Raw genomic sequence first — 22,422 nt, forward strand, 5'->3', positions numbered from 1 at the left:
GATGCGCCGTCGCGAGGTACTCGTGGGAGTGGCCGGACTCGCCGCCCTCGGCGGCGGCGGTGCGCTCGCGGTCGGCGAATGGAACCCCCTCGAGAGCGGCGACGCCGTCGATTCGATCGAACTCGAGACGATCGACGCGCCGGGAAGCGACGCGGGCACCGCGAGCGTCCCAGAACGCGGACGAGTGACGTTCGTCGAACTGTTCGCCACCTGGTGTACCGTCTGTGAGCGCCAGATGGAACCGCTCGGGGCGGTCCACGAGACGGTCGACGACGATGTCCAGTTCGTCTCCGCGACGAGCGAACCCGTCGGGAACACCGTCACTCGGGCGGACATCGCGGACTGGTGGCGCGATCACGACGGCGACTGGCCCGTCGCACTGGACACGGATCTCGAGTTGACGGAGGCCCTCGACGCCTCGGGCGTCCCGTACGCGTTCGTGCTGGACGAATCGAACGCAGTCACGTGGTCCGGTCGCGGGCGCGAATCGGCCGACGAGATCCGATCGGCGATCGACGCCGCCGGAGGTGAGTGACGTGACGAGCGGCGAACTCCTCGGCACCGTGGCGTTCGCCCTCGGTGCTGGAATCACCACGTTCTTCTCGCCGTGTGCGTACGCGCTCTTGCCCGGATACGTCGGCTACTACGTCGCCGCGACCGGCGATGAGACCGCACCGCCGCTGTCGGGGACGCTCGCCCGCGGGCTCGCCGCCGCCGGCGGCGCGGTGGGAGTTCTCGGCGTGCTCTCGATCGTCGCAGTCGTCGCGGGTGAGGCCGTCGGCCAGGCATTGCCGCTACTCGAGTACGGTGTCGGCGTCGGGTTGGTGGCGCTCGGGATCTGGGTGGTGTACGGCGGGAGCGGTGCCGTCCACGTCCTTCTGCCCGAACGCCGGTCGACCGTTCTCGGGTTCGGTCTCTTCGGCGCGATGTACGCGCTGGCGGCGGTCGCCTGTGTCCTCCCGCTGTTCCTGGGGCTCGCGTTTCGATCGCTGACGATGCCGCCGCTCGAGACGGCGCTGGTACTCGGGACGTACGCCGTGGGATTCGGGTCACTGACGGTCGCGATCACGGTCGCGACGGCATTCGGCTACGAACTGGGTGCCGGCCGCATCGCCGGCTCCGTCGACCGCGTGGTACGACTGGCTGGGGTCGTGCTGATCGTAGCCGGCCTCGGACAGCTATACGTCGCCGCGGTCTGACGCCGGCTCGACGGCGGTCCCTTCTCTGTCCTGTCAGTATTAGCACCCGCCCCCACCACATTCGGCTCTGCAGACTGTCTGATGGGAATATGTGCGGGGGAACCGATATGCAAGTTCCACAATGAGACCGGAGCGAACGGAGCTATGGCACCGTCACAACGAACCGAATCAGAGCCGACGATGCAACGATTGTACGACCGCATCTGGCTACTCGCAGCGGCAGCGCTCCTGTTTTTTGCGCTGTCGTACGTCGCGTGGGGCTGGGTGGACGTCTTCTCGGTACCACTGGGGTGATTCCATGACATCACCGATCAAACCCCCGGACGGCAACTGGTGGGACCAACCCGTCAACAGGCGCGAATCGATCTGGCTCGGACTCGGTGTCGGCTGGTCGCTGATCCTCTTCGGCTGGATGAGTGCCTGGACGCGGGTCGGTGATCAGAACCCCATCGGCGAGACGTTCCGCGTCGAGGCCGAGGAGTTCCGCGAGAAGTTGACCGACTACAAGGAGCGTGCCGAGGACACCGACGACGGACTCGTTCCGCCGGACCAGGACGTCTATATTCAGGCGATGCGGTTCCAGTGGGACGGCGCGCCGGTCGTCCTCGAGACGGGGACGGAGTACGACTTCCACCTCAACTCGATGGACGTCCAACACGGCTTCTCGCTCCGACCCGAGGACGCGCTGAGCAAACAGATCAACCTGCAGGTGTTGCCCGGCTACGAGTGGGTCGTGCCGATGACCTTCGACGAACCCGGCACCTACCACATCATCTGTAACGAGTTCTGTGGGCAGGGCCACCGGAGCATGCACGGCACCATCGTCGTGGAGGAGGGATAACGATGGCACACAGACTGGACGTTCTCGGGCTGTTCGACAACGAGTACCGTGAGGACGGCTTCCGGACCTGCTCCGTGACGGGGCTCGAGGTCCACCGCTCCGTCGATAACCACGTCAAGCTGTTCGGGCTCACGGCGGTCGTCGCCCTGCTGTACGGCGGTATCTTCGCCTTCACCGTCGCGATGACCCGCTGGGAGGTGATCGGGCTGCTCGATCCCGGAGCCTTCTACACCCACCTGAGTCTACACGCCTGGAACCTGCTGATCTTCTGGATGGTGTTCATGGAGATCGCCATCCTCTACGTCGGCGGTCCGATGGTGCTTGGCAGACGGCTGCCGTTCACGAGGGTCGCGAAGGCCGGCTGGCTCGTCATGGCCGCCGGGGCGGTCCTGGTCAACTACGCCATCTGGACCACCGAGGCACCCAACGAGGCACCGCTGTTGACTGCCTACGTGCCGATGCCGATCGCCCCGCTGTTCTACGCGGGCGCGATCGTCTTCATCTTGGGCACGGTCGTCGCGGCGCTGCCGTTCTTCGCGACGATGTGGTTCGAGAAGCGCGAGAACCCGGGCAAGACGCTGCCGCTTGTCAGCTTCGCCGCCTTCGTCACGTCGATCATCGCCGTCGAGGCGCTGGTTGGCGGCCTGCTCGCCTTCGGCCCCGCCCTGTTGTGGCGGCTCGAGATCATCGAGTGGTGGGATGCGGCCTGGTACCGCCAGATGTACTGGATCATCGGCCACGGCACCCAGCAGATCAACCTCGTGGCGATGATCGCGGTCTGGTACTTCCTGACCCACGTCGTCGCGGGCGCGGAGGTCGCCAGCGAGAAGGTCTCGCGGACCGCCTTCATCCTGTACCTGTTCTTCATCAACCTCGGGGCGGCACACCACCTGCTGTCCGATCCCGCCGTCTCGACCGGCTGGCGGATCTGGAACACGTCCTACGCGTTCTACGGGGCGACGTTCGCGAGCCTGATCCACGCGTTCGCCATCCCGGCCGGCCTCGAGGCTGGCCGGCGCAAACGCGGGAAAGGCGGCGGCCTGTTCGGTTGGCTGACGTCCGCGCCGTGGTCGAACCCCGTGTTCTCCTCGACGATCTTCTCGATCATCCTCTTTGGCTTCCTCGGGGGGATCACGGGCGTCATGATGGGCCAGCTCCAGCTCAACATGACCTGGCACAACACGTTCGCGACCGTCGGGCACTTCCACGGCACCGTCGTCCTCGGGACCACGGTCGCGTTCATGGGCCTGGTCTTCTTCGTGATCCGGACGATGTTCATGCGCCAGTATATCTCCGAGCGGCTGGCTTCGATCCAACCGTACTTCTACTCGGCCGCGATGGGCGTGGCCGTCCTGATGATGATGTACGTCGGCATCCTCTACGGGATTCCGCGCCGGACCGCCGAGGTCGTCGAGAACATCCCCGGCACCGAGTTCAGCCTCTCGGCCGCCGCGCCGCTGTTTGCGGTCTTCGGAATCTTCGCCCTGCTCGCGATCACCGGCGGGGTGTTGTTCGTCCTCGTGGCCGTTGGGTCGCTGGTCTTCGGTGACCGCGTCGAGAACGCGGCCGACAACGCCGACCTCGTCGCCGACGGCGGGCTCGGCATGGCACAGGATCCGGACGATCCCGTCCACGCCTACGAGATGCGGGGGACGTTCGTCCTCTGTCTGGTCTTCCTCGCGGCGTTCGTGATCACCTACCTGCTGAACTGGTATCTGCTCACGCAACTCTGGTCGATCGGAGCCTAACCGACCGGCCCCGATCCTCGACGGCCGAACCGACCGCCCTCGCGGGCGAATCGATTCCCGACTCACGATCACCGACGCACGAATGACAGCATCCGACACCGACGCAACCGTATCGCCGCTCGAGTACGTCAGGCGAGTCCTCCGACAGGCATGGCGTGACATCTTGAGCGTGTACTACGCGAACACGCCGATCTGGCGGCTGTTCAAGAGCGTCGGTCTGCTCTTTTTCGGCTTCTTCTGCTGGACGGCGTCGAACCTCCTGTTCTCGTACGGAGTCGAGTGGACGGTCCTCGAGTACGTTCGGGCCTACGGCTTCGTCCTCATCCTCTGGGGGCCGCTGACCCACGCCGTGATCGTCCCGCTGGTGATCCGGCTCCGACGGACCGCCGACCGGTCCATCGTCCGAACGATCGCACGCAACGGATCCAAGATCAACCTCTCGGTCTTCCTCGCGATCGTCCTGATTCTGGGAACGGCCCCGATCTCGCCGATGGTACTCGACTTCCAGCCGACCCTCGAGGGCGACTCGAGCGCGGACGTGAACCCCGACCTCTCCTGTACGCGGGCGGCCGGCGAAATCACCTGCGAACTCTCCGAGTCCGAGGGGATCGACAGCGTCGTCGTGACCAGCGGCGGGAACGAGGTGACGCGGACCCAGGACCCACCGTACGACGTCACGTTCCGGGAGGCCGACCTCGAGGAGGCGGTCGGTCAGAAGGAGTTCATCGTCGAACTCCGCGACGAGGACGGCGAGACGCTGCGGCGGTACCGGCGACCCGTATCGTCGGTGTCCGAGGCCGATAGTAGCAACTGAAACGATTTACACACTGATCGCAATGCCCTCGTGCGATCAGGTGTGCAATGACTTTCAGTTGCTACTATAGGTCGTCGCCGACCGCGCGGAGCGGTTCAATCGAAGGTTGCGACGAGATTACCCGCCGCGAGCGGATCCGAAGCGTTTGCTTCCCGCTCGTTCGGTTCCAGCGTCGTCGCGTCGTCGTATTCGACTCTGGCTGCGCCGGTTTCGTCGACCGCGTAGACGACGCCGCTGGGCACGACGTCGAGACAGCCGGCGATGGCTCCCGTTACCGCGCCGACCGTCGCCAGCATCGCTCGTCGATTCATATACGAACGTATTGGAAAATCGACTTCACAAACCCGACTCGAGCTAAAACGGCCGTTTCAGTTATCGGGGACCGGTATCGAGGCAGTGATACGCCCGGCGTTGGCCCTCGAGGCGTCGCGGCTCCCGGTTCACCGATCGTCCGAAAGCACCGGCCGCGAGGAGTTGACGACGACGATGGCGCTGCTGGTGGCCATCGCGACGGCGGCGAACAGCGGGTTGAGCAACCCCGCCGCGGCCAGCGGGATCGCGACCGCGTTGTACAGCAGCGCCCAGCAGACGTTCTCGCGGATGCGCCGTCGCGTGCCCGCCGCGAGATCGAACACGGCGGGGACGGCGCGGAGATCGCTCCCGGTCACGACGGCGTCGGCGGCGTTGGTCGCGCGAGCGGTCCCGCTGTCGAGCGCGATGCCGACGTCCGCGGCCGCCAGTGCGGGCGCGTCGTTGGTCCCGTCGCCGACCATCGCGGTGGTCCCCTCGTCGGTGAGCCGCCGGAGGGTCTCGACTTTGCCGTCCGGCGGGACGCCCGCGAAGACCCGATCGACCGCCGGATGGTCGCGGAACGTCGCCGTCGCGGCTTCGTCGTCGCCCGTCAGGACGATCACCTCGCGGTCGGCGACCGACTCGAGGACCTCGCGCCACTCCGCACGCCGGCGGTCCCCGACGACCGCGACGGCCCGCGCCCGCCCGTCGTAGCCGATGACCGCGGGGAGGTCGCCGTCCGCTCGAGTTTCGTCGATCGCCGCCTCGAGCGCCGTCGGGATCGGGCCGACCAGCCGTTCGACGAGGTCGGGCGTCCCCACCACGACGCGGCGACGGGCCGCGAGAGACGGCTCGAACACCCGCTCCTCGGGCGCGGGCCGATCGGACGACTCGAGACCGACCGTCGCACTCACGCCCTCGCCGGGGTGTCGTTCGAAGTCGGTCACCGCGAGGTCGCGGCCGCGAGGGACCGGGTCGCCGGCCGCCGCGGCGTCGACGGTACCGCCGTCGGACGCGACCGGGTCGTCGGCTCCCGCGCCCTCGGCCGCAGCGTGGGCGACGATAGCGTCCGCAACGGGATGTTCGGAGCGGCGCTCGACGACCGCGGCGAACGCCATCGCCGAATCCTCGCCGTGGACCTCGCGGACCGACATCTCGCCGGCGGTCAGCGTGCCGGTCTTGTCGAAGACGACCGTCTCGGCGGCCGACGCCGACTCGAACAGGGTCGCGTTCGCGACCACGATTCCGCGCTCTAAGGCGTCGCGCAGTCCGGACGCGACCGCCAGCGGCGTCGCCAGCCCCATCGCGCAGGGACAGGAGACGACGAGGACCGTCAGCCCCGTCAACACGGCGTCGCCGACCGGCATCCCCGTCGCGAGCCGCCAGGTCGTGACGAGGACCGCGACGGTCACCACGAGGGGAACGAAGACCGTCGCGAGTCGGTCGGCCAGCCGCTGGACGCCCGGGGTCGCGCTCTGGATCTCCCACATGAGCGTCGCGATCCGGTCGAGCGTACTCTCGGCGTCCGCGCCGACCTCGAGAACGAGGGCGCTGTCGGTCACGATCGCGCCGCCGACGACTCGGTCCCCCGGCCCCTTCGTGACCGGCAGCGACTCACCCGTGAGGACCGACTCGTCGACCGCCGCCGTCCCCTCGCGGACGGTGCCGTCGACCGGGATCCGCTCGCCCGGTTTGACGAGCAGTTCGTCGCCGGCCGCGAGCCGATCGACGGGGACCGTCTCGGTCCCGTCCGGGAGCCGACGGGTCGCCTCACGGACCTGCGCGGCCGTCACGTCCGCGAGCAGATCGGTGGCCCGGCGCTTGATCCGGCGCTCGTAGTAGGTGCCAAGCGAGACGATCATGATCACGGCGACGGTCACGTCGTAGTAGAGGTGGGTGCTGCCCGTCGCCAGCGCGACCGTGCTGTAAGCGTAGGCCGAGACGGCGGCGACGGCGATCAGCAGGTCCATGTTCGGCTGGCCGACCCGCAGGCTGACGTACGCGCCCCGCAGGACGGGGTAGCCGGTATAGCACAGGACGCCGGTCGTCAGTAGCCCGATCATCGCCATCGGCAGGTAGATCCCGACCGGCGAGGTCGCGTCGACCGAGAGGATCCCCGTCTCGATGCCGACGTAACTCGGATAGAGGTAGAACAGGTACCACGGCATGATCAGCATCGCGAGGAAGCCGCCGACCAGCAGCCGCTGGACCAGTTCCGTCTCGTCTCGCCGGCCGCCGTCGCCGTCGCGGAACCGCGCCTCGTAGCCGTAGCCCGAGAGCGTCTCGGGGAGGTCGGCCCGCTCGAGCCGGTCGGGATCGTAGACGATCCTGGCGGTATCGGTCGCGTAGCTCGCCTCGACGGTCAGGATACCCGGCTCGTCCTCGCCCAACAGTGAGACGAATCCCTCGCAGGTCGAGCAGTGCATCCCATCGACCGCCAGGAACGTCTCCTCGGCCCCCGCGGGTACCTCGCGGTCGGTCGACTCCCGCGCGCGATCGACCACTCGCTCGCGCTCGAGTCCGTCGACGTCGTCGAGGGTCGCGCTCACCTCGAGACAGCCGCGACAGCAGAACGTCCCCTCGACGTCGGCCGCGGTCACCGGGTCGTCGGGGATCGACAGCCCGCAGAGCGAGCAGGAACTCATCTCACGGTCGAACGTCGTCGACGAACCGGGTAGCCGTGGCCCCGAACGAGTTCGGCTCGGTGCCCGCGGGACAGTCGAGTCGATTTCAACCGCGGCCCGACCGCCAGCGGTGGCCGCCCGTCACCGCGAGCCGCCACGGGATAATAAAGCCGAGCCCGAGGACGGCGTTGACTATCAGGAACGCCGGCGGCGCGCCCCCAGGAAACAGCGCGGACGAACGGATGAGACCACCGATCAGGGTTGCCGCGACCCACGCGGCAGCAACGATCGCGAGCGTCCGTCCGACCGACTCGAGGACCCGTCTCCGGTAGGCCCCGACCAACGGCGCGGCGATCGCCCAGCCGATCACGAACGGCGTCGCCGTTCGAAGGGTGTAGGCCGGGAACGCCCACGGTTCGATCGCGTGCATGAACAACCCGACGCCGATGAACGCCACGACGACGAGCGCGTCGACGACGGCCAGCGACAGGACGAACGGTTCGGTGACGATTCGACCGACCGACTTCGGCTGGATGCGCGATTCGATCATGGTAGTCCTCGAGCGCCGCGTGGACCGACGAGACGGGACGGGGCCGCCGGTGACCGATACGGGGCGACTCGTTCGGAGCGACGCTCGCATCGGACGCGGTTCCTCTCCCGAACGTGTTCCGCCCGTCCCGATCGATGTTCGACGGGGGCGGCCGTTCAGTCAGCCAGATGTGCGAGGACCGCCTCGGTGAGTCGCGTCGGCGCTTCGTGGGGGACCCAGTGGCTCGTCTCCGGGAGCAACTCGAGTCGGCGTTGGGCACACAGCATCGCACTGTCGACCGCCAGGGAGGGGACGAGCGCGGTGTCGTCCTCGCCCCAGACGACGAGCGTCGGTGGTTCGATCGGATCGGTCGGGGTCCGAGGCGGATACCGGGCAGCCGCTCGATACCAGTTCAGCATCGCCGTCAGCGCCCCCTCTCGGTCCCAGGCCCGCCGATAGCGAGCCAGTTCGTCGTCGCGGAACGTTCCCGGTGCGGCCGTCTCGCGAAGGGCTCGCTCGAGGAAGCGGTAGTCGTCGTATCGGGCGACGCGTTCGGGAAGCCACGGCAACTGGAACCAGAGGGCGTACCAGCTCCGGCGCAGTTGCGCCGGGTTCGATACGAGCTGGCGTTGGTAGGCGGTCGGATGCGGAGCGTTCACGATAGTCAGCCGGTCGACGACCTCGGGGTGGTAGGCCGCGACCGACCAGGCGACCATGCCGCCCCAGTCGTGGCCGACGACGGCCGCGCGTTCGCGATCCTCGGTCCCGATCAGTTCGACCACGTCCCGCGTCAGTTCGGTGAGACGGTACGAACCGACGCCGTCGGGTTTCTCGCTTCGGTTGTAACCGCGCTGATCGGGCACGACGACCCGATAGCCGGCGTCGACGAGCGGCCCGATCACCTGCCGCCAGCCGTACCAGAACTCGGGGAAGCCGTGGAGCAAGACCACCAGCGGCGCCGACTCGTCACCGCCGGTAACGACGTGCAGATCTACTCCGTTGACCGTTCGTCGACTCGAGCGTAGTTCGACCAACGGAACGGTCACATCGAGCGCCGCGTCCGAAGCGCTCCCGTGTGGTTCCATGCTGCCGACTTGATCGAGAACCAACATATCTGTTTGGGTCGGCCGCACTCGAGAGTTACCACTCGTCCGGACTGTAACCGCCGAAGCGGGCCGAATTCGGCCGAGCAGCGAAAGCCGACGGAATGGAGTATTTAATAGACCATTATATCTCGGGTTTCGACGATCGGATTACTATCCGGCGAGAACCATCGCGATGGTTGATCATACGTCCACCGCTATCTTCAGATAGGACGATGACCCAATCTAACCTTACCCGACGACGGGCGATGCAGGCGATCGGAGCGACCGGGGCGCTGGCGGTGGCCGGCTGCCTCGGTGGCGAGAGTCAGACGAACGATGAGGAAAACGAACCGGCAACTGAAGACGACGGGCTACCGGCGGCCAAGTCCGTCGACGTCGATCGTATCGCGCGGGACCCCACGGACATTCCGCCGCCGGTCGACTGGGACGAGCCCCGCGAACACGACGTCACGATCCGGACCGAGCGAGTGACTGCGGAGATCGAGCCGGGGGTCACCTTCGAGTACATGACCTTCGAGGGGCAGGTGCCGGGACCGATGCTCCGGGTCCGCCGCGGTGATCGGGTGAACCTGACCTTCGACGTGCCGGATGACCTGAACGTGGCCGCCCACAACATGGACTTCCACGCGGTCTACGGGCCCGGCGGCGGGGCCGACGCGACCACGATCGCGCCCGGCGACGACCCTACCCAGATCAGCTTCACCGCCGACTACGCGGGGGTGTTCATCTACCACTGCGCGATCCCGAACATGGACCAGCACATCAGTTCGGGCATGTTCGGCTCGATCCTCGTCGAACCCGAGGACGGCCTCCCCGAGGTCGACAACGAGTTCTACCTCGGCCAGCACGAGATCTACACGGACGGCGACCTCGGCGAGGAGGGCCACCACGGCTTCGACTTCGACGCCATGCTCAAAGAAGAGCCCACCTACGTGGTCTTCAACGGCCAAGCCTACGGCTTCACCCCCGACGGCGGCGTCCCCATGGCGGCCAACACCGGCGAAACCGCCCGGGTGTACTTCGCCAACGGCGGCCCGAACCTCCTGAGTTCCTGGCACGCCATCGGCAACGTCTGGAGTCGCTTCTACCGCGACGGCGACCTCCTGACCGACCCCGACCGCAACGTCGAAACTGCACCCGTCGCCCCCGGCACCACCGCCGCGGCCGAAATGGAGTTCCCCGTCCCCGGCCCCGTCAAGATCGTCGACCACGCCCTCACCCGCGCCGCTCGCCGCGGCGCACTCGGCGTCGTCGACGTCACCGGCGACCCCACCCGAGACATCTACGACGCAGATCCGTAACGGCACCCGCCCGCCCGCTCGAGTCGATTCCCCGTTGTCCTCCTGTTCTCGACGCACGACGGACGCGCTGCTTGCGGCCGCCGAACCGCCCGCCCCGCAGTCGCGGGTCACACCGTTACGTCCAGACGCGGAGGCAGTCGGTCGAACAGAAGTGCAGTTGGACGTGATCCTGCCCCGCCGGTTCGACGTGGGTCGTTAACGTGTAGGCGACCTCGTCGGCGTCACAGTTATCGCAGTGCATACTGTCAGCGCCGACGGGATCGGCCTTGGGTATACAGTTGTTAACCGTTCGCTCGCGAGCGAACGGGGACAGTAGTATCGCGTTAACGACCAGTAATACGGTATTGAACGGGCGGCTCGGCCACGGGTTCGGGCGATTCAGACCGCCGCCCCGTCTTCGGCCTCGAGCAGTTCGTGGTAGCGGTTCCGAATGGTCACTTCGGAGATGCTCGCGACCTCGCTGACGTCGTTTTGGGTGACCTGTTCGTTCGTCAGGAGCGCGGCGGCGTACACCGCCGCTGCGGCGAGGCCGACGGGGGATTTGCCGCTGTGAATCCCCTTTTCCTTGGCCGTCGTCAGGAGATCGCGAGCGCGCAGTTCGGTCTCGTCGGAGAGGTCGAGATCGCTGGCGAAGCGGGGGACGTAGCTCACGGGATCGGCCGGCTGGACCTCGAGCCCGAGTTCGCGGACGACGTACCGGTAGGTTCGAGCGACTTCGGCTTTGTCGACCCGGGAGACGGCGGAAATTTCGTCCAGACTACGCGGGGTTCCGGCCTGGCGAGCGGCGGCGTACAGCGAGGACGTCGCGACGCCCTCGATCGAGCGCCCCGGCAGGAGCTCGTCCTCGAGCGCGCGGCGGTAAATGACGCTGGCGGTCTCCCGAACGTTGTCGGGGAGGCCGAGCGCGGAGGCCATTCGGTCGATTTCGCCCAGCGCCTGCTTGAGGTTTCGTTCTCTGGAGTTGCGAGTGCGGAACCGCTCGTTCCAAGTGCGCAGACGCTGCATTTTCTCGCGCTGGCGGGAGCTCAGGGACTTCCCGTAAGCGTCCTTGTCCTGCCAGCCGATGTTCGTCGAGAGCCCCTGATCGTGCATCATGTTGGTCGTCGGCGCGCCGACGCGGGACTTCTCGTCTTTCTCGGCGGCGTCGAAGGCGCGCCACTCGGGGCCGCGATCGATTTCGCCCTCCTCGACGACGAGCCCGCAGTCCGCACAGACGGTCTCGGCGTGTTCGTCGTCGGCGACCAGCCGGCCGTTACACTCCGGACAGCGCTCTCGCTCGGTGGTTGTGTCGGCCGACGCGTCGCTCTCGGTTTCGGGCGCGGTCCGGGTTCGCTCGTCGATCTGCGTTCGGGTGGGAGTGTCAGTCATTGTCGGCGAATCGGGAGCCTGCCGCTGGAAAACGTTCTCTCGCCCTATCGTAACGAATTGCTGTCACTTAAACGCTGGGATCACCGTCGGGGGACAGGGCAGCGGCATCAGACGCTCGACCGTGGAAACGAACTGCGGTCGTTCCGACCGTATCGAAACCCTTACTCTCCGGAGGCCGGTGCGAACACGTATGAGCGACGACGCCGTCAGTCCCGAGGAAGTCCGCCACGTCGCGGATCTGGCTCGCGTCGACCTCGACGACGACGAGGTCGACCGGTTCACCGAGCAGTTCGCGGACATCCTCGAGTACTTCGAGACCCTGGACGAGGTGCCGGAAGTCGATCGCGAGACCGACCTCACGAACGTGATGCGTCCCGACGAGGAACGGCCGTCCCTCGAGAGCGAGGCCGCACTCGGAAACGCGCCGGAAACCGAGGACGGCTACTTCAAAGGCCCCAACGTCTCGTGATCATGTCGGACGATATCTTCATCACCGAGGAGCGGATCGAAGGCGCGGAGGACGGCCCGCTGGCCGGTAAAACCGTCGCGGTCAAGGACAACATCTCGACCGACGGCGTCCGGACGACCTGTGGCTCCCGGATGCTCGAGGACTACGTTCCACCCTACGACGCGACGGTCGTCTCCCGGCTCAAAGCGGCCGGTGCGACCATCGTCGGCAAGGCCAACATGGACGAGTTCGGGATGGGAACGACCACTGAAACCTCCTACTTCGGCGAGACGGACAACCCCGCCGCGCCGGGCCACGTCCCCGGCGGCTCCTCCGGTGGCTCCGCGGCCGCCGTCGCCGCCGGCGAGGCCGACCTCGCGCTCGGGTCCGACACCGGCGGCTCGGTCCGCTGTCCGGCCGCCTTCTGTGGCGTCGTCGGCATCAAACCCACGTACGGGCTGGTCTCGCGATACGGCCTCATCGCCTACGGCAACAGTTTAGAGCAGATCGGCCCCTTCGGCGAAACCGTCGAGGACGCCGCGCAGTTACTCGACGTGATCGCCGGAAGCGACGACCGCGACGCGACCACTCGCAGCGAGGGCGACGACTCGAGTTACGCCGACGCCGCGACCGGCGACGTCGACGGGCTCTCGATCGGCGTTCCGACCGAGTTGCTCGAGGGAGCCGACGAGGGCGTCGTCGAGACGTTCTGGGAGGCGCTGGGCGAACTCGAGGATCGCGGTGCCGAGTACCACGAGGTCTCGCTCCCGTCGGTCGAACACGCCGTCGAGGCCTACTACGTGATCGCGATGTCGGAGGCCTCCTCGAACCTCGCGCGGTTCGACGGCGTCCGCTACGGGCATTCGGGCGGCTACGACGGCAACTGGAACGAGACCTTCGCTCGCGCCCGCGAAGAGGGCTTCGGTGACGAGGTCAAACGTCGGATCCTGCTCGGAACGTACGCGCTCTCGGCGGGCTACCACGACAAGTACTACAAGAAGGCACAGGACGCTCGCGCGTGGGTCAAACAGGACTTCGACGAGGCGCTTTCCGAGGCCGACGTGCTCGCGAGCCCAACGATGCCGGTCCCGCCGTTCGAACTCGGCGAGAGCTTGAACGACCCGCTCCAGTTGTACCTCGCCGACGCGAACACGGTGCCGGTCAACCTCGCCGATCTGCCGGCGATCTCGGTTCCGGCGGGCGAAACCGACGGCCTTCCCGTCGGCCTCCAGCTCGTCGGCCCCGCGTTCGGCGAGGAGCGGTTGATCCGCGCCGCGAGCGCGCTCGCCTGAGACCGCAAAGCGCCAGCGGACGGGACCATCCCTCCGATGGCAGCGGCAACGGCGATGCTCGAGGCATAGATTTTTATGCCGATTTTCCTAACAGTAGCCCGACCGAACGCCCGGTCGGTTTGAACGTCATGAAGATCACACGGAACCAGGAAGTCCAATTCGACGAGTTCTCGCGGGCGTGCGATCTCGTCGAGGCGTACTTCGACGAGACGATCGACGACGTCGCGCTTCATGCGCCGGTTTCGCGTCGCCAACTTATCGCCGTCCTCGCTCGCGCGCAACTCTCCGGCCGCCAGTTCGCGATCGACGGGTTGACCGAACAGGGCGAGGTCGTCTACCAGTCGAGCGACGAAACCCTGTTCTGGCTCGACGGCGGGTTCTGGACCGACATGCGCGGCACGCATCACCTAGAGCCCGACGAGGGCCGGGCCGCACGTGAAGTCCACCGGCGGCTCATCGAGGCCCTCGACGGGGACGTACCCTACTACAACCGCGAACGTGATCCGTTCGTTCTCATCGAGCGATTCGCCCTCTACGAGTGACCGATACCGGGCCGCCCGAGCCGCGTTCCGGCCCGGTTCCCGATGCATCGGCGTCCGGCGTATTCATGTCCCGCCCTTATTCGTCAACGAGCCGTAACTAGTCCGTGTCTACCGTTCCGGATCCCGCCGGAATATTCGACCGCGCCGTCGACGAGGGGCAACGGCGACTCGAGCAGTCGCTGCTCGAACTCGCCGCGACCAGCTTCATCGCGGGGTTTACGATCGTCTTCGGCATCGTCGCGCTCGGGGTCGTCGATGGGCTCGTCGAACCGCAGTTCGGCAAGGCCGCACACGTGGCAGGCGCGCTCACCTTCGGCGTCGGCATGGTGTTTCTGGTCGTCGGCCGCACGGAACTGTTCAACGAGAACTTCTTCGATCCGGTCGCGGCGGCGGCTGCTCGAGACGGGACGTGGCTGCTGGTCCCGATCGGTCGCCTGTGGGCGGTCACGCTCGTCTTCAATCTCCTCGGCGGGTTCCTCTTCGCGGTCGTCTTCGCCGTCGAGGGCGTGCTACCGCCGGAGTCGGCACACGCGCTGTCCCGAACCGCGGAGGGGATCGTCAACCGACCTCCGAGGGGCATCTTCGCGAGCGCGATCGTCGGCGGAGCACTCGTGAGTCTCCTGTCGTTCCTTCTAGCGGCGGCCGACAGCGTCGGGAGCCGTCTCACGCTGGCCTATCTCGTCGGCTTCCTGCTGGCGCTTGGCCCCTTCGACCACGTGATCGTCACCGCGATCCACGTTTTTTTCGGGTACCTCTTCGACGCGGCGATCGGCTCCGGCGCGCTCGGGGAGACGATCGTGGTCTCGGCCGCGGGCAACGTCGTCGGCGGTATCGGGCTGGTCACGTTCACACACGTCGCTCAGGTGCGGGGTGCGGAGGGAAGCGACGACTGACCGACGGGACAGTTCACGCTCGAGCGACCGCCGAACCGGGAACAGCAATCAATGAAAGAGACGGGGTGTCCGCCGATCACGGGCGACGAGTTACTCCTCGTAGGCGAGGTTCATGATCCACTGTGAGAAGGCGTCGCTGTTGGGGTCGACCTCCTCCTCGCCGATAAAGGGCGAGAGCATGTCGCCGGCCATCAGGAGGGTGAAATCGAGATCCCGGGCGGTCGGCGAGATGTAATAGGTGTTGTGGCCGTCGTAGACCGTCTCCTCACGATCGACGAGTTCCTTTTCGACGAGCGACTCGACGATCCGGCTGCCCTTCCGCGAGGAGACGTCCAGTTCCTTCCAGAAGTCGCTCTGATGGATGCCGCCGGACTCACGAACGAGTTCGAGACCGGCCCGCTCGTCGTCGGTGAGTTCGGCTTCGGCCGCGGACACGCTCACGGTGACCACCTCGCCGTGTGCGTCGCTACTGGCAGGAGTGCGTCCATACCCATACGAGATAGTGCGAGCCGCTTAAATGTGCCCTTCGCCGTCGACCGCCGGCTCGTCGCTTCGCCCGTCAGTGACATCGGCGGCCGCCCCGGTGACGGTCACCGACTCGTAGCTCGTCCGGCAGGGCGGCCCCGGCGCGTGATCGTACCGCGTCGTCTCGGGGCCGAGCGCGATCAGCGACGACGACCGCGTCCCGAACCCGTCGCGGTGGATACAGACGCCGTACTCGTGATCGCCGAGGACGTCGCCCGCCCGCTCGAGCCAGTCGGCGGCCGTCTCGCCCGCCTCGGCTGCAAGCGTCGCTCGCACCGCTCGAGCGTTGGCCGCCTGCTCCCGACCAGCGTCGGGTCGAACGGATGGGACGTCGACATCGTCGTCGACCGCGACGTTGACGACGACGTGGACGCCCGGTTCGAACTCGGTCAGGGAGAGCGTGCCGTCCCACTGGTAACAGAACGCGTCCGCCGCGTCGGCGACGACGAGGTAGAAGCCGCTGTACTCGTCGGTATCGGTCGCCGATTCGACGATCGACTTCGCCGCCGCGGCGGATCGCGCCTCGAGCACGTCGGCGACGAGGTGCCCGCGCGAGCGGTCGCCGGCGAGGTCCGCGTCGGTCCACTTGTTCGTGAGTCCGACGAAGACGCCGTCCTCGTTGTAGCCGATCCACGTGCCGCCGGCCTCGGCGTCCCGCGGCGCGACGATCAGCGGCTCCTCGGCGTAGACGGCGGGGGGAGTCGAATCCCGGCCCAGCGCCTCGTCACGGTTGGCGGCGACCGCGACCGGCGCGTCGTCGAAGACCTGCCAGGCGAGGGTGAGCGTACACACGGGACGACGATAGGAACGCCACCGTCTTAACTTCGGTTCCAGCGGCAGTCTCGACGGGCGGCGGACGGCGAGCGAGCGGCGATCACGCCGCGTCGGTGACGTCCGTTCCGTCCTCGCGCAGTCGCTCCCGAACCGCCTCGCGGTCGACCGTTCCCGAGGCCGTCCGTGGGAGCGCGTCGACGACGCCGACCGTCTTCGGCCGCTTGAACCCGGCGAGGCGCTCGTCGCAGTGGGCGAGCAGCGACCTGGACTCGAGCGAACCCGCCGTCCCCGATTCGGGAACGACGAGCGCGGCGACCCGCTCTCCCCACTCCTCGTCAGCGAGTCCGACCACCGCGGCGTCGTCGACGCGGGGATGGTCCCGGAGCGCGGCGACGACTTCGCCGGGATCGACGTTCTCGCCGCCGGTGACGATACGGTCGCTGCGACGATTGAGGATCCAGAGCCGGCCGCCCTCGTCGCGGTAGCCGACATCGCCGGTGTGGAGGCCGTGGTCGCCGAACGCCGCCGCGGTCTCGTCGGCGTCGAGGTAGCCCGGCGTCACCGTCGGCCCCGAGACGACGAGTTCGCCCTGTTCGCCCGGCTCGACCGCCGCGCCGGTCTCGTCGACGACGGTGACGTCTGTGAACATAAGCGGCTGTCCAACAGTCCCCTCGTGGGCGGCGGCCCCGTCCGGCAGCGCCGTCGCGATCTGCGAGGCCGTTTCGGTCATGCCGTAGGTCGGACAGACCGGCACGCCACGCTCCCGGCAGCGCTCGAGCAGGTCGCTCGAGGCCGGCGCGCCGCCCAACAGGACGAATCGCAACGTAGCAGGCGGCGTCCAGCCGGCATCGAGTAAGCGCTTGCACATCGTCGGAACCAGCGAGACGCCCGTGATGTCCTCGTCGTCGATGATGCGAGCGGTTTCCCGGGGATCGAACTCGCGTTGGAGCACGGCGGTCGTTCCGTACAGCGTCGACCGGACGACGGGTGCCAGCCCGCCCATGTGATACATCGGGAGACAACACAGCCACCGGTCGTCGGGGCCGACACCGAGCCGGAACGCGGAGGCGGTCGCGCTTGCAACGAGATTGCCGACCGTCAGCCGGACGGCCTTCGGCTCGCCGGCGGTCCCCGAGGTGAACATGAGGAGCTGCGTTTGCTTCCGCTCGAGCGGGACTGGGGTCGTGGACGCCTCGGTGACCGGCTGCAGCGATTCGACGCCGTCGTGCTCGGGACTGTCAACGGAGACGACGGGACAGTCGGCGATATCGAGCGCGAGCGCCTCCGTCTCCGACTCGCAGACGATCGCGTCGAGAGCGGTTCGCGTCGCCTTCGACTCGAGTTCAGCAGCCGTTTCGCGGACGTTCAGCGGAACGACCGTGACGCCGCGACGCATCGCGGCGAAGTATATCTCGGCGAACGCGACTCGTGTCCCCATGAGGACGCCGAGACGGTCGTCGGGTCCGGAGACGACGGTCTCGAGCCGCTCCGTGACGGCATCGACACGTCGATCGAACTCCCCGTAAGTCCACGTCTGACCGCTATCGGCGTCGATAAGCGCCGTCTCGTCCGGCGTCGTCGACGTACGATGAGACAGCAGGTCGCGCGTCGGCCAGTCGACGGGGGCGGTCATCGCTCACCCCACACGTCGCCGACGCCGAGCCCTTTCGCCTGCGGGACGACGGCCGACCCCTTCTCGAACAACACGGGATCGCGACCCAGATCGGTCGCGAGCAGATCGCCGGTCGCGAGCCCACAGGCCGGCACGTCGGGGATCGCCGCCGCGAGGTGGACCGCGCCCGTCCGGGCGACGACGCCGTCGATCGTGGTCGTCACCAGCGGCGTGATATCGAGTTCGGTCAGCCAGGCCGCGACTTTGCGGGCCACGTCGATCCCACCCAGCGCCATGGGTTTCAGGACGACGACGTCCGCCGCCTCGGCGTCGCAGATCGCGTCGACGCCGTGCTCGAGCAACCCCTCGTCGAGCGCGACCGAGACGCCGGTCCGGAGGTCGCGGAGGGCGGCGTGCCCCTCGAGCGCGCCCGCCGGCAGCGGCTGCTCGAGGATCGAGAGACCGAGGTCGCCGAAGGCGTCGATCGCCGACCGGGCCTCCTCGTAGGTCCAGGCCTCGTTGGCGTCGGCCCGCAGTTCGACACCGTCGCCGACGGTCTCGCGAACGCGCCGGACGCGTTCGATGTCCGCATCGACGCTCCGGAGCCCGACTTTGAGCTTACAGCAGTCGAACCCGCGATCGACGGCGGTGCGGACCGCGTCGGCGGTCTCGGCCGGCGATCCGTCGCCGATCGTCGCGTTGATCGGCACCCGGCCGACCATCGGCCCTTGCCCGAGATAGCGGTACAGCGGCGTCGACTCGCGGGTCGCCTGCAGGTCCGCCAGCGCAAGCGCCAGCGCGTGTCGGGCCGCGACCTGCCGGTCGACCGCCTCGAGCGCCTCGCTCGGGCCGCCGGACCGGATCGCGTCGCGTGCGCGCTCGAGCGCCCGCTGGCACCCCTCGCGCGACTCCGTCCAGCCCGACAGCGGCGTCGCTTCGCCGTAGCCGACGACCGATCCGTCGCCGGGGCCGGTCCCACCCGGTGCGCCGTCGTCGACCAACCGAACGAGAAAGCCGTCCCGGCTCTCGATCGTCCCGTCTGCCGTCTCGAGGGGTTCGGCCAGCGGCAGGGAGAACGACCGATACTCCAGCTCGAGATCCTCGGGCGGGCTCATAGCACCACCAGCCCGCCGGCGAAACAGATCGCGTACATCGCGAGCAGTTTGCCCGTCTGCTCGAGCGCCGGGTTGAGCGCCTCACCGTCGGTTCGCGTACAGACCGTGCGGGCGACCATCGCGGCGTAGGGGAGCGTCACCAGCGGAAGCACCACGCCTGGCCCGACGTCCGTCCGGAGCCAGAACCAGCCGGGCACGACGTAGGCGAGCGCGAGCATGGCGACGTACTCGAGGCGGCTCCATCGGTAGCCGAGCCGGACCGCCAGCGTCCGCTTGCCGGTCTCGGCGTCGGTCTCCCTGTCGCGAACGTTGTTCACGATGATGATGGCCGTCGAGAGCCCCGCAACCGGCAGGCTCGCCGCAACGGCCGTGAGCGTGACCGTACCGTCGGGAATCGCCGTCGAAAGCGGCTCCGCGAGGACGGCTGCTGCCTGAACGTAGTAGGTCCCCGTCACGGCGACCACTCCGAAGAAGACGAACACGAAGGGATCGCCCAGTCCGTGATAGCCCAGCGGATAGGGGCCGCCGGTGTAGGCCCACCCGCAGAAGACGCTCACGAGCCCCACGACGAGGATCGGGAGCCCGCCGACGTAGACGAGGTAGGTTCCGGTGAGGATCGCCAGTCCGAACGTCACGATGGTCGCGAGCTTGACCTGTTCGGGGGAGATGAGCCCCGACTGGGTGACGCGGGTAAAGCCCTCGCGGTCCTCGGTGTCGGCCCCCTTGATCGCGTCGTAGTAGTCGTTCGCGAAGTTCGTCCCGACCTGAATCAGCGCCGCCCCGACGAACGCCATCACCGCCGGCAGCGGCGCGAACACGCCCTCGTGGACCGCCAACCCCGTCCCCACGATGACCGGGGCCGCAGCCGCGGGCAAGGTCTGGGGGCGGGCCGCCATCAGCCACGCCTTCGTCCGTGAGATTTCGACCTCGGCCGAACTCATTGTACGAGTGTCCCACTCGAGAGAGTGTCAACGTTGGCATTGCGGGCCGCCGACGGGATCGCACGCGTTACGCCGGGGGCACTACCAACTCGAGGGGCTCCATGTCGAAAAAGGCGGTCTCGTATCCCTGATGGCGGGCCGCTTGCGGTGGCGACGCGATCGTCAGCGTGACAGAATCACCCGGCCCGATATTCGCCACCGAGCGGCCGTAGTGCAGGCCGACCGCGGCGTCGAGCGTCGCCGTCAGCTCGAGGGACCCGTCGCCGACTCCCGTCCCGTTCCGGCGGACGGCGGCGCGCAGCGATGTGTTCACCAGCGGCACGCGATTGTACGGCGTCCGCGGCGAGACCAGCAGGTATCGCCCCTCGCCGTCCGCCAGGCGTGAGTCGGCCTCGAGCAGGGTGACGACGACCGTCGCGTCGCCGCTGCTGGGGAGACTGCCAGCGTTCGCGCCGGCCTCCGCGTCCGGAGCGACCAGCCGCGTACCGGGCACGTCGGCGGCCGGCGGCAGCGCGGAGTACGGGAGGGCGGCGTTCGCGCTCCCGTCGCCGCCGTGTGTCATCGGCTCGAGCGCCCCGCGATCTCCCCACCGCTCCCGCTCGAGCAGGTCGATCCCCTCGACTACGTCCTCGCGGAACGCCCGATCGTACGTGAACTCGAACGTCGCGGTCCCACCCTCGGTGAACCGGTCCGCGAGGGAGCCGGTCCGCCGCGTCGGGAGCGGCGGGAGATCGACGCTGACGGCGTAGGTGTCGTCCGCCGGCAGCGTGAGGTTGTCGCCGAAGTGGACGCCCATCTCCTGGGAGAGCATGGGCCAGAGCTGTCGGGACGCGATCCGCTCGCCCCGCCGCATGATCGTCACTCTCGGCTCGGCGTCCCCGGGGAGGACGATTCCCGTCTCCCGATCCCAGCACACGAGCATGAGGTGGACGCCGCGACCGGCCGTCGGCTCGACCCGGTGCCGGTCGGTCCCGGTGACGGTCCAGAACGGATGCGGATACGTGAGCATCGGTGTGAGCGCGTACTCGCCGGCCGCGACCGGCTCGAGGACCCGCATCGACTTCCGGTGACCGGGGAGGTAAACCGCCTCGGGTGGGTCCTCGATCCGCGGGATCGGTGCGGTCCCCGCCCCGTCCCGAAACTCATCCCCGTTCCCATCCCCGTCGGTGCTGCCGTCGCTCCCGTCGGTCCCGGTGCCCGGTGCCGCACAGCCCGCGACGGCCAGTGTCGCCGGGAGCACGGTCGCCCGCCGGAGGAACGTTCGTCGGTGCATGTCAGCTGTGACCTCGAGTAGTCTCGTCCCCGCTCGATCGCGTCAGTAGTGCCACGGGAAGTCGTCGAAGTCCGGGTCTCGGCCCTCGACGAAGGCGTCCCGGCCCTCCTTGGCCTCGTCGGTCATATAGCCCAGCCGCGTGGCCTCGCCGGCGAAGACCTGCTGGCCGACCATCCCGTCGTCGGTCATGTTGAACGCGTACTTGAGCATCCGCATCGCCATCGGGCTCTTCGAGTTGATGCGCCGGCCCCACTCGAGGGCGGTCGCCTCTAACTCCTCGTGGGGCACTGCCTCGTTGACCATCCCCATCTCCGCGGCCGCCGCGGCGTCGTAGGTCTTCCCGAGGAAGAACACCTCGCGGGCCTTCTTCTGGCCGATCTGTTTGGCGAGATAGGCCGAGCCGAAGCCGGCGTCGTAGCTCGCTACGTCGGGATCGGTCTGCAAGAACTTCGCGTGCTCCTCGCTCGCGAGCGTGAGATCGCAGACCACGTGCAGCGAGTGCCCCCCACCGACGGCCCAGCCGGGGACCACGGCGACGACCACCTTCGGAATGTGACGGATCAGCCGCTGGACCTCGAGAATGTGGAGCCGCCCCTGCTCCGATGCCCGCGCTCGCGGACCCTGTCCGCTCGCGTCTTCCGAGGCGCTTCGCGCCTCGCCCTCCTCGTCACCTTCGTACTGATACCCGTCCTCACCGCGAACCGTCTGGTCCCCGCCGGAACAGAACGCCCAGCCGCCGTCCTTCGAGGACGGGCCGTTCCCGGTCAGCAGGATACAGCCCACGTCGGTCTGGCGCTTGGCGTGGTCGAGCGCGTCGTAGAGTTCGTCGACGGTCCCCGGCCGGAAGGCGTTTCGCACGTCGGGCCGGTCGAACGCGATCCGGACCGTCCCGGAATCGACCGCGCGGTGGTACGTAACGTCCCGTAACTCGCGATCGAGGTCATCGATCGGTTCCCACCGGTCCGCGTCGAAGAGTTCCGAAACCATTTGTCCGACGTTGGTGTGCCGGACGTGAAATAGGTTCGCGTCCGACCGGCGCATCGTCGGCCGGCAGTGAGCCGGCGGTTCGTCGCCCGTCGCTGTCCAGGGAATTCGACACGGACTGTCTTCCCTGATAGTGAGTGATTGCTATATCGAAATAAGATTTATTGACCGCGAGACGGCCGTCAGTGAATCGCGATCGATC

General features: G+C 67.8%; 24 protein-coding genes. 11 read left to right on the top strand and 13 right to left on the bottom strand.

Going from position 1 to position 22,422, the window contains the following annotated elements:
* The first annotated feature begins 1 nt into the window (after position 1).
* The 6 genes from ALTAJ2_RS14500 to ALTAJ2_RS14520 all read left to right on the top strand — a co-directional run bounded on the left by ALTAJ2_RS14500 (position 2) and on the right by ALTAJ2_RS14520 (position 4,602).
* Complete coding sequence (locus ALTAJ2_RS14500) at positions 2–535, top strand: TlpA family protein disulfide reductase (protein WP_007108550.1); 534 nt, start codon at positions 2–4, stop codon at positions 533–535.
* 1 nt (position 536) lies between these two features.
* Positions 537–1,199, top strand: a complete 663-nt coding sequence (locus ALTAJ2_RS14505) for a cytochrome c biogenesis protein CcdA (protein WP_049899988.1) — start codon at positions 537–539, stop codon at positions 1,197–1,199.
* Positions 1,200–1,343: 144 nt separating this feature from the next.
* Complete coding sequence (locus ALTAJ2_RS19470) at positions 1,344–1,493, top strand: hypothetical protein (protein ID WP_160163679.1); 150 nt, start codon at positions 1,344–1,346, stop codon at positions 1,491–1,493.
* Between the two features lie 4 nt (positions 1,494–1,497).
* Complete coding sequence (locus tag ALTAJ2_RS14510; RefSeq protein ID WP_007108553.1) at positions 1,498–2,040, top strand: cupredoxin domain-containing protein; 543 nt, start codon at positions 1,498–1,500, stop codon at positions 2,038–2,040.
* Positions 2,041–2,042: 2 nt separating this feature from the next.
* The gene (locus ALTAJ2_RS14515) at positions 2,043–3,788 is read left to right on the top strand and encodes a cytochrome c oxidase subunit I (RefSeq protein ID WP_007108554.1); all 1,746 of its coding nucleotides are present in this window, start codon (positions 2,043–2,045) and stop codon (positions 3,786–3,788) included.
* 82 nt (positions 3,789–3,870) lie between these two features.
* Positions 3,871–4,602: a hypothetical protein gene (locus ALTAJ2_RS14520; RefSeq protein WP_007108555.1), complete on the top strand. Its 732-nt coding sequence runs from the start codon at positions 3,871–3,873 to the stop codon at positions 4,600–4,602.
* A gap of 95 nt (positions 4,603–4,697) precedes the next feature.
* Here ALTAJ2_RS14520 and ALTAJ2_RS14525 read toward each other — a convergent pair whose 3' ends face one another.
* The 4 genes from ALTAJ2_RS14525 to ALTAJ2_RS14540 form a co-directional block, all read right to left on the bottom strand.
* Positions 4,698–4,913: a hypothetical protein gene (locus ALTAJ2_RS14525; RefSeq protein ID WP_049899991.1), complete on the bottom strand. Its 216-nt coding sequence runs from the start codon at positions 4,911–4,913 to the stop codon at positions 4,698–4,700.
* A gap of 129 nt (positions 4,914–5,042) precedes the next feature.
* Entirely contained in the window at positions 5,043–7,538 is a 2,496-nt protein-coding gene (locus ALTAJ2_RS14530) for a heavy metal translocating P-type ATPase (protein WP_007108557.1), read from the bottom strand.
* Between the two features lie 85 nt (positions 7,539–7,623).
* Positions 7,624–8,067: a DUF3054 domain-containing protein gene (locus tag ALTAJ2_RS14535; RefSeq protein ID WP_007108558.1), complete on the bottom strand. Its 444-nt coding sequence runs from the start codon at positions 8,065–8,067 to the stop codon at positions 7,624–7,626.
* Positions 8,068–8,222: 155 nt separating this feature from the next.
* A complete protein-coding gene (locus ALTAJ2_RS14540; RefSeq protein WP_049900025.1) occupies positions 8,223–9,131 on the bottom strand; it encodes an alpha/beta fold hydrolase in 909 nt (302 codons plus the stop codon).
* 266 nt (positions 9,132–9,397) lie between these two features.
* Between ALTAJ2_RS14540 and nirK the strand changes: the two genes are divergently transcribed.
* Positions 9,398–10,453: a copper-containing nitrite reductase gene (gene nirK, locus ALTAJ2_RS14545; protein WP_193365039.1), complete on the top strand. Its 1,056-nt coding sequence runs from the start codon at positions 9,398–9,400 to the stop codon at positions 10,451–10,453.
* 115 nt (positions 10,454–10,568) lie between these two features.
* Here nirK and ALTAJ2_RS20320 read toward each other — a convergent pair whose 3' ends face one another.
* Both ALTAJ2_RS20320 and ALTAJ2_RS14550 read right to left on the bottom strand, forming a co-directional pair.
* Entirely contained in the window at positions 10,569–10,694 is a 126-nt protein-coding gene (locus ALTAJ2_RS20320; protein ID WP_007108561.1) for a hypothetical protein, read from the bottom strand.
* Positions 10,695–10,831: 137 nt separating this feature from the next.
* Positions 10,832–11,821, bottom strand: coding sequence for a transcription initiation factor IIB (locus ALTAJ2_RS14550; protein ID WP_007108562.1), 990 nt, complete (start codon positions 11,819–11,821; stop codon positions 10,832–10,834).
* Positions 11,822–12,011: 190 nt separating this feature from the next.
* Here ALTAJ2_RS14550 and gatC point away from each other — a divergent pair, with 190 nt between their 5' ends.
* The 4 genes from gatC to ALTAJ2_RS14570 all read left to right on the top strand — a co-directional run bounded on the left by gatC (position 12,012) and on the right by ALTAJ2_RS14570 (position 14,996).
* Positions 12,012–12,290: an Asp-tRNA(Asn)/Glu-tRNA(Gln) amidotransferase subunit GatC gene (gene gatC / locus ALTAJ2_RS14555; protein WP_007108563.1), complete on the top strand. Its 279-nt coding sequence runs from the start codon at positions 12,012–12,014 to the stop codon at positions 12,288–12,290.
* Between the two features lie 2 nt (positions 12,291–12,292).
* Positions 12,293–13,561 carry an Asp-tRNA(Asn)/Glu-tRNA(Gln) amidotransferase subunit GatA gene (gene gatA / locus ALTAJ2_RS14560; RefSeq protein WP_007108564.1) on the top strand — a complete coding sequence of 423 codons (1,269 nt, stop codon included), beginning with the start codon at positions 12,293–12,295 and terminating at the stop codon, positions 13,559–13,561.
* Between the two features lie 128 nt (positions 13,562–13,689).
* Positions 13,690–14,103, top strand: coding sequence for a hypothetical protein (locus tag ALTAJ2_RS14565; RefSeq protein WP_007108565.1), 414 nt, complete (start codon positions 13,690–13,692; stop codon positions 14,101–14,103).
* 104 nt (positions 14,104–14,207) lie between these two features.
* The gene (locus ALTAJ2_RS14570; protein ID WP_007108566.1) at positions 14,208–14,996 is read left to right on the top strand and encodes a formate/nitrite transporter family protein; all 789 of its coding nucleotides are present in this window, start codon (positions 14,208–14,210) and stop codon (positions 14,994–14,996) included.
* A 90-nt stretch (positions 14,997–15,086) separates the two neighbouring features.
* On the opposite strand, the gene ALTAJ2_RS14575 is transcribed toward ALTAJ2_RS14570, so the two are convergent.
* The 7 genes from ALTAJ2_RS14575 to ALTAJ2_RS14605 form a co-directional block, all read right to left on the bottom strand.
* Positions 15,087–15,437 carry a helix-turn-helix transcriptional regulator gene (locus ALTAJ2_RS14575; protein ID WP_007108567.1) on the bottom strand — a complete coding sequence of 117 codons (351 nt, stop codon included), beginning with the start codon at positions 15,435–15,437 and terminating at the stop codon, positions 15,087–15,089.
* Positions 15,438–15,509: 72 nt separating this feature from the next.
* Complete coding sequence (locus ALTAJ2_RS14580; RefSeq protein ID WP_007108568.1) at positions 15,510–16,313, bottom strand: NRDE family protein; 804 nt, start codon at positions 16,311–16,313, stop codon at positions 15,510–15,512.
* Between the two features lie 82 nt (positions 16,314–16,395).
* A complete protein-coding gene (locus tag ALTAJ2_RS14585; protein WP_007108569.1) occupies positions 16,396–17,928 on the bottom strand; it encodes a class I adenylate-forming enzyme family protein in 1,533 nt (510 codons plus the stop codon).
* Positions 17,925–19,022 carry a mandelate racemase/muconate lactonizing enzyme family protein gene (locus ALTAJ2_RS14590; RefSeq protein ID WP_007108570.1) on the bottom strand — a complete coding sequence of 366 codons (1,098 nt, stop codon included), beginning with the start codon at positions 19,020–19,022 and terminating at the stop codon, positions 17,925–17,927. The genes ALTAJ2_RS14585 and ALTAJ2_RS14590 overlap by 4 nt, the downstream gene beginning before the upstream one ends.
* Positions 19,019–19,963 carry a 1,4-dihydroxy-2-naphthoate polyprenyltransferase gene (locus ALTAJ2_RS14595; RefSeq protein WP_007108571.1) on the bottom strand — a complete coding sequence of 315 codons (945 nt, stop codon included), beginning with the start codon at positions 19,961–19,963 and terminating at the stop codon, positions 19,019–19,021. The genes ALTAJ2_RS14590 and ALTAJ2_RS14595 overlap by 4 nt, the downstream gene beginning before the upstream one ends.
* 67 nt (positions 19,964–20,030) lie before the next feature.
* Positions 20,031–21,236 (bottom strand): DUF7350 domain-containing protein, encoded by a 1,206-nt coding sequence (locus ALTAJ2_RS14600; RefSeq protein ID WP_007108572.1) that lies wholly within the window; start codon positions 21,234–21,236, stop codon positions 20,031–20,033.
* 42 nt (positions 21,237–21,278) lie between these two features.
* Positions 21,279–22,223 carry a 1,4-dihydroxy-2-naphthoyl-CoA synthase gene (locus ALTAJ2_RS14605; RefSeq protein WP_007108573.1) on the bottom strand — a complete coding sequence of 315 codons (945 nt, stop codon included), beginning with the start codon at positions 22,221–22,223 and terminating at the stop codon, positions 21,279–21,281.
* Between the last annotated feature and the right edge of the window lie 199 nt (positions 22,224–22,422).

It is taken from the genome of Natrinema altunense, assembly GCF_000731985.1.
GTDB lineage: Archaea > Halobacteriota > Halobacteria > Halobacteriales > Natrialbaceae > Natrinema > Natrinema altunense.

Excerpts from the sequence above, each read along its gene's own strand:
- gatC (WP_007108563.1), top strand. The coding sequence starts at position 12,012 with ATGAGCGACGACGCCGTCAGTCCCGAGGAAGTCCGCCACGTCGCGGAT.
- ALTAJ2_RS14525 (WP_049899991.1), bottom strand. The coding sequence starts at position 4,913 with ATGAATCGACGAGCGATGCTGGCGACGGTCGGCGCGGTAACGGGAGCC.
- ALTAJ2_RS14500 (WP_007108550.1), top strand. The coding sequence starts at position 2 with ATGCGCCGTCGCGAGGTACTCGTGGGAGTGGCCGGACTCGCCGCCCTC.
- ALTAJ2_RS14565 (WP_007108565.1), top strand. The coding sequence starts at position 13,690 with ATGAAGATCACACGGAACCAGGAAGTCCAATTCGACGAGTTCTCGCGG.
- ALTAJ2_RS14530 (WP_007108557.1), bottom strand. The coding sequence starts at position 7,538 with ATGAGTTCCTGCTCGCTCTGCGGGCTGTCGATCCCCGACGACCCGGTG.
- ALTAJ2_RS20320 (WP_007108561.1), bottom strand. The coding sequence starts at position 10,694 with ATGCACTGCGATAACTGTGACGCCGACGAGGTCGCCTACACGTTAACG.
- ALTAJ2_RS14540 (WP_049900025.1), bottom strand. The coding sequence starts at position 9,131 with ATGGAACCACACGGGAGCGCTTCGGACGCGGCGCTCGATGTGACCGTT.
- ALTAJ2_RS14520 (WP_007108555.1), top strand. The coding sequence starts at position 3,871 with ATGACAGCATCCGACACCGACGCAACCGTATCGCCGCTCGAGTACGTC.
- ALTAJ2_RS14515 (WP_007108554.1), top strand. The coding sequence starts at position 2,043 with ATGGCACACAGACTGGACGTTCTCGGGCTGTTCGACAACGAGTACCGT.
- nirK (WP_193365039.1), top strand. The coding sequence starts at position 9,398 with ATGCAGGCGATCGGAGCGACCGGGGCGCTGGCGGTGGCCGGCTGCCTC.
- ALTAJ2_RS14510 (WP_007108553.1), top strand. The coding sequence starts at position 1,498 with ATGACATCACCGATCAAACCCCCGGACGGCAACTGGTGGGACCAACCC.
- ALTAJ2_RS14550 (WP_007108562.1), bottom strand. The coding sequence starts at position 11,821 with ATGACTGACACTCCCACCCGAACGCAGATCGACGAGCGAACCCGGACC.
- ALTAJ2_RS14585 (WP_007108569.1), bottom strand. The coding sequence starts at position 17,928 with ATGACCGCCCCCGTCGACTGGCCGACGCGCGACCTGCTGTCTCATCGT.
- ALTAJ2_RS14595 (WP_007108571.1), bottom strand. The coding sequence starts at position 19,963 with ATGAGTTCGGCCGAGGTCGAAATCTCACGGACGAAGGCGTGGCTGATG.
- ALTAJ2_RS14600 (WP_007108572.1), bottom strand. The coding sequence starts at position 21,236 with ATGCACCGACGAACGTTCCTCCGGCGGGCGACCGTGCTCCCGGCGACA.
- ALTAJ2_RS14535 (WP_007108558.1), bottom strand. The coding sequence starts at position 8,067 with ATGATCGAATCGCGCATCCAGCCGAAGTCGGTCGGTCGAATCGTCACC.
- ALTAJ2_RS19470 (WP_160163679.1), top strand. The coding sequence starts at position 1,344 with ATGGCACCGTCACAACGAACCGAATCAGAGCCGACGATGCAACGATTG.
- ALTAJ2_RS14605 (WP_007108573.1), bottom strand. The coding sequence starts at position 22,223 with ATGGTTTCGGAACTCTTCGACGCGGACCGGTGGGAACCGATCGATGAC.
- gatA (WP_007108564.1), top strand. The coding sequence starts at position 12,293 with ATGTCGGACGATATCTTCATCACCGAGGAGCGGATCGAAGGCGCGGAG.
- ALTAJ2_RS14590 (WP_007108570.1), bottom strand. The coding sequence starts at position 19,022 with ATGAGCCCGCCCGAGGATCTCGAGCTGGAGTATCGGTCGTTCTCCCTG.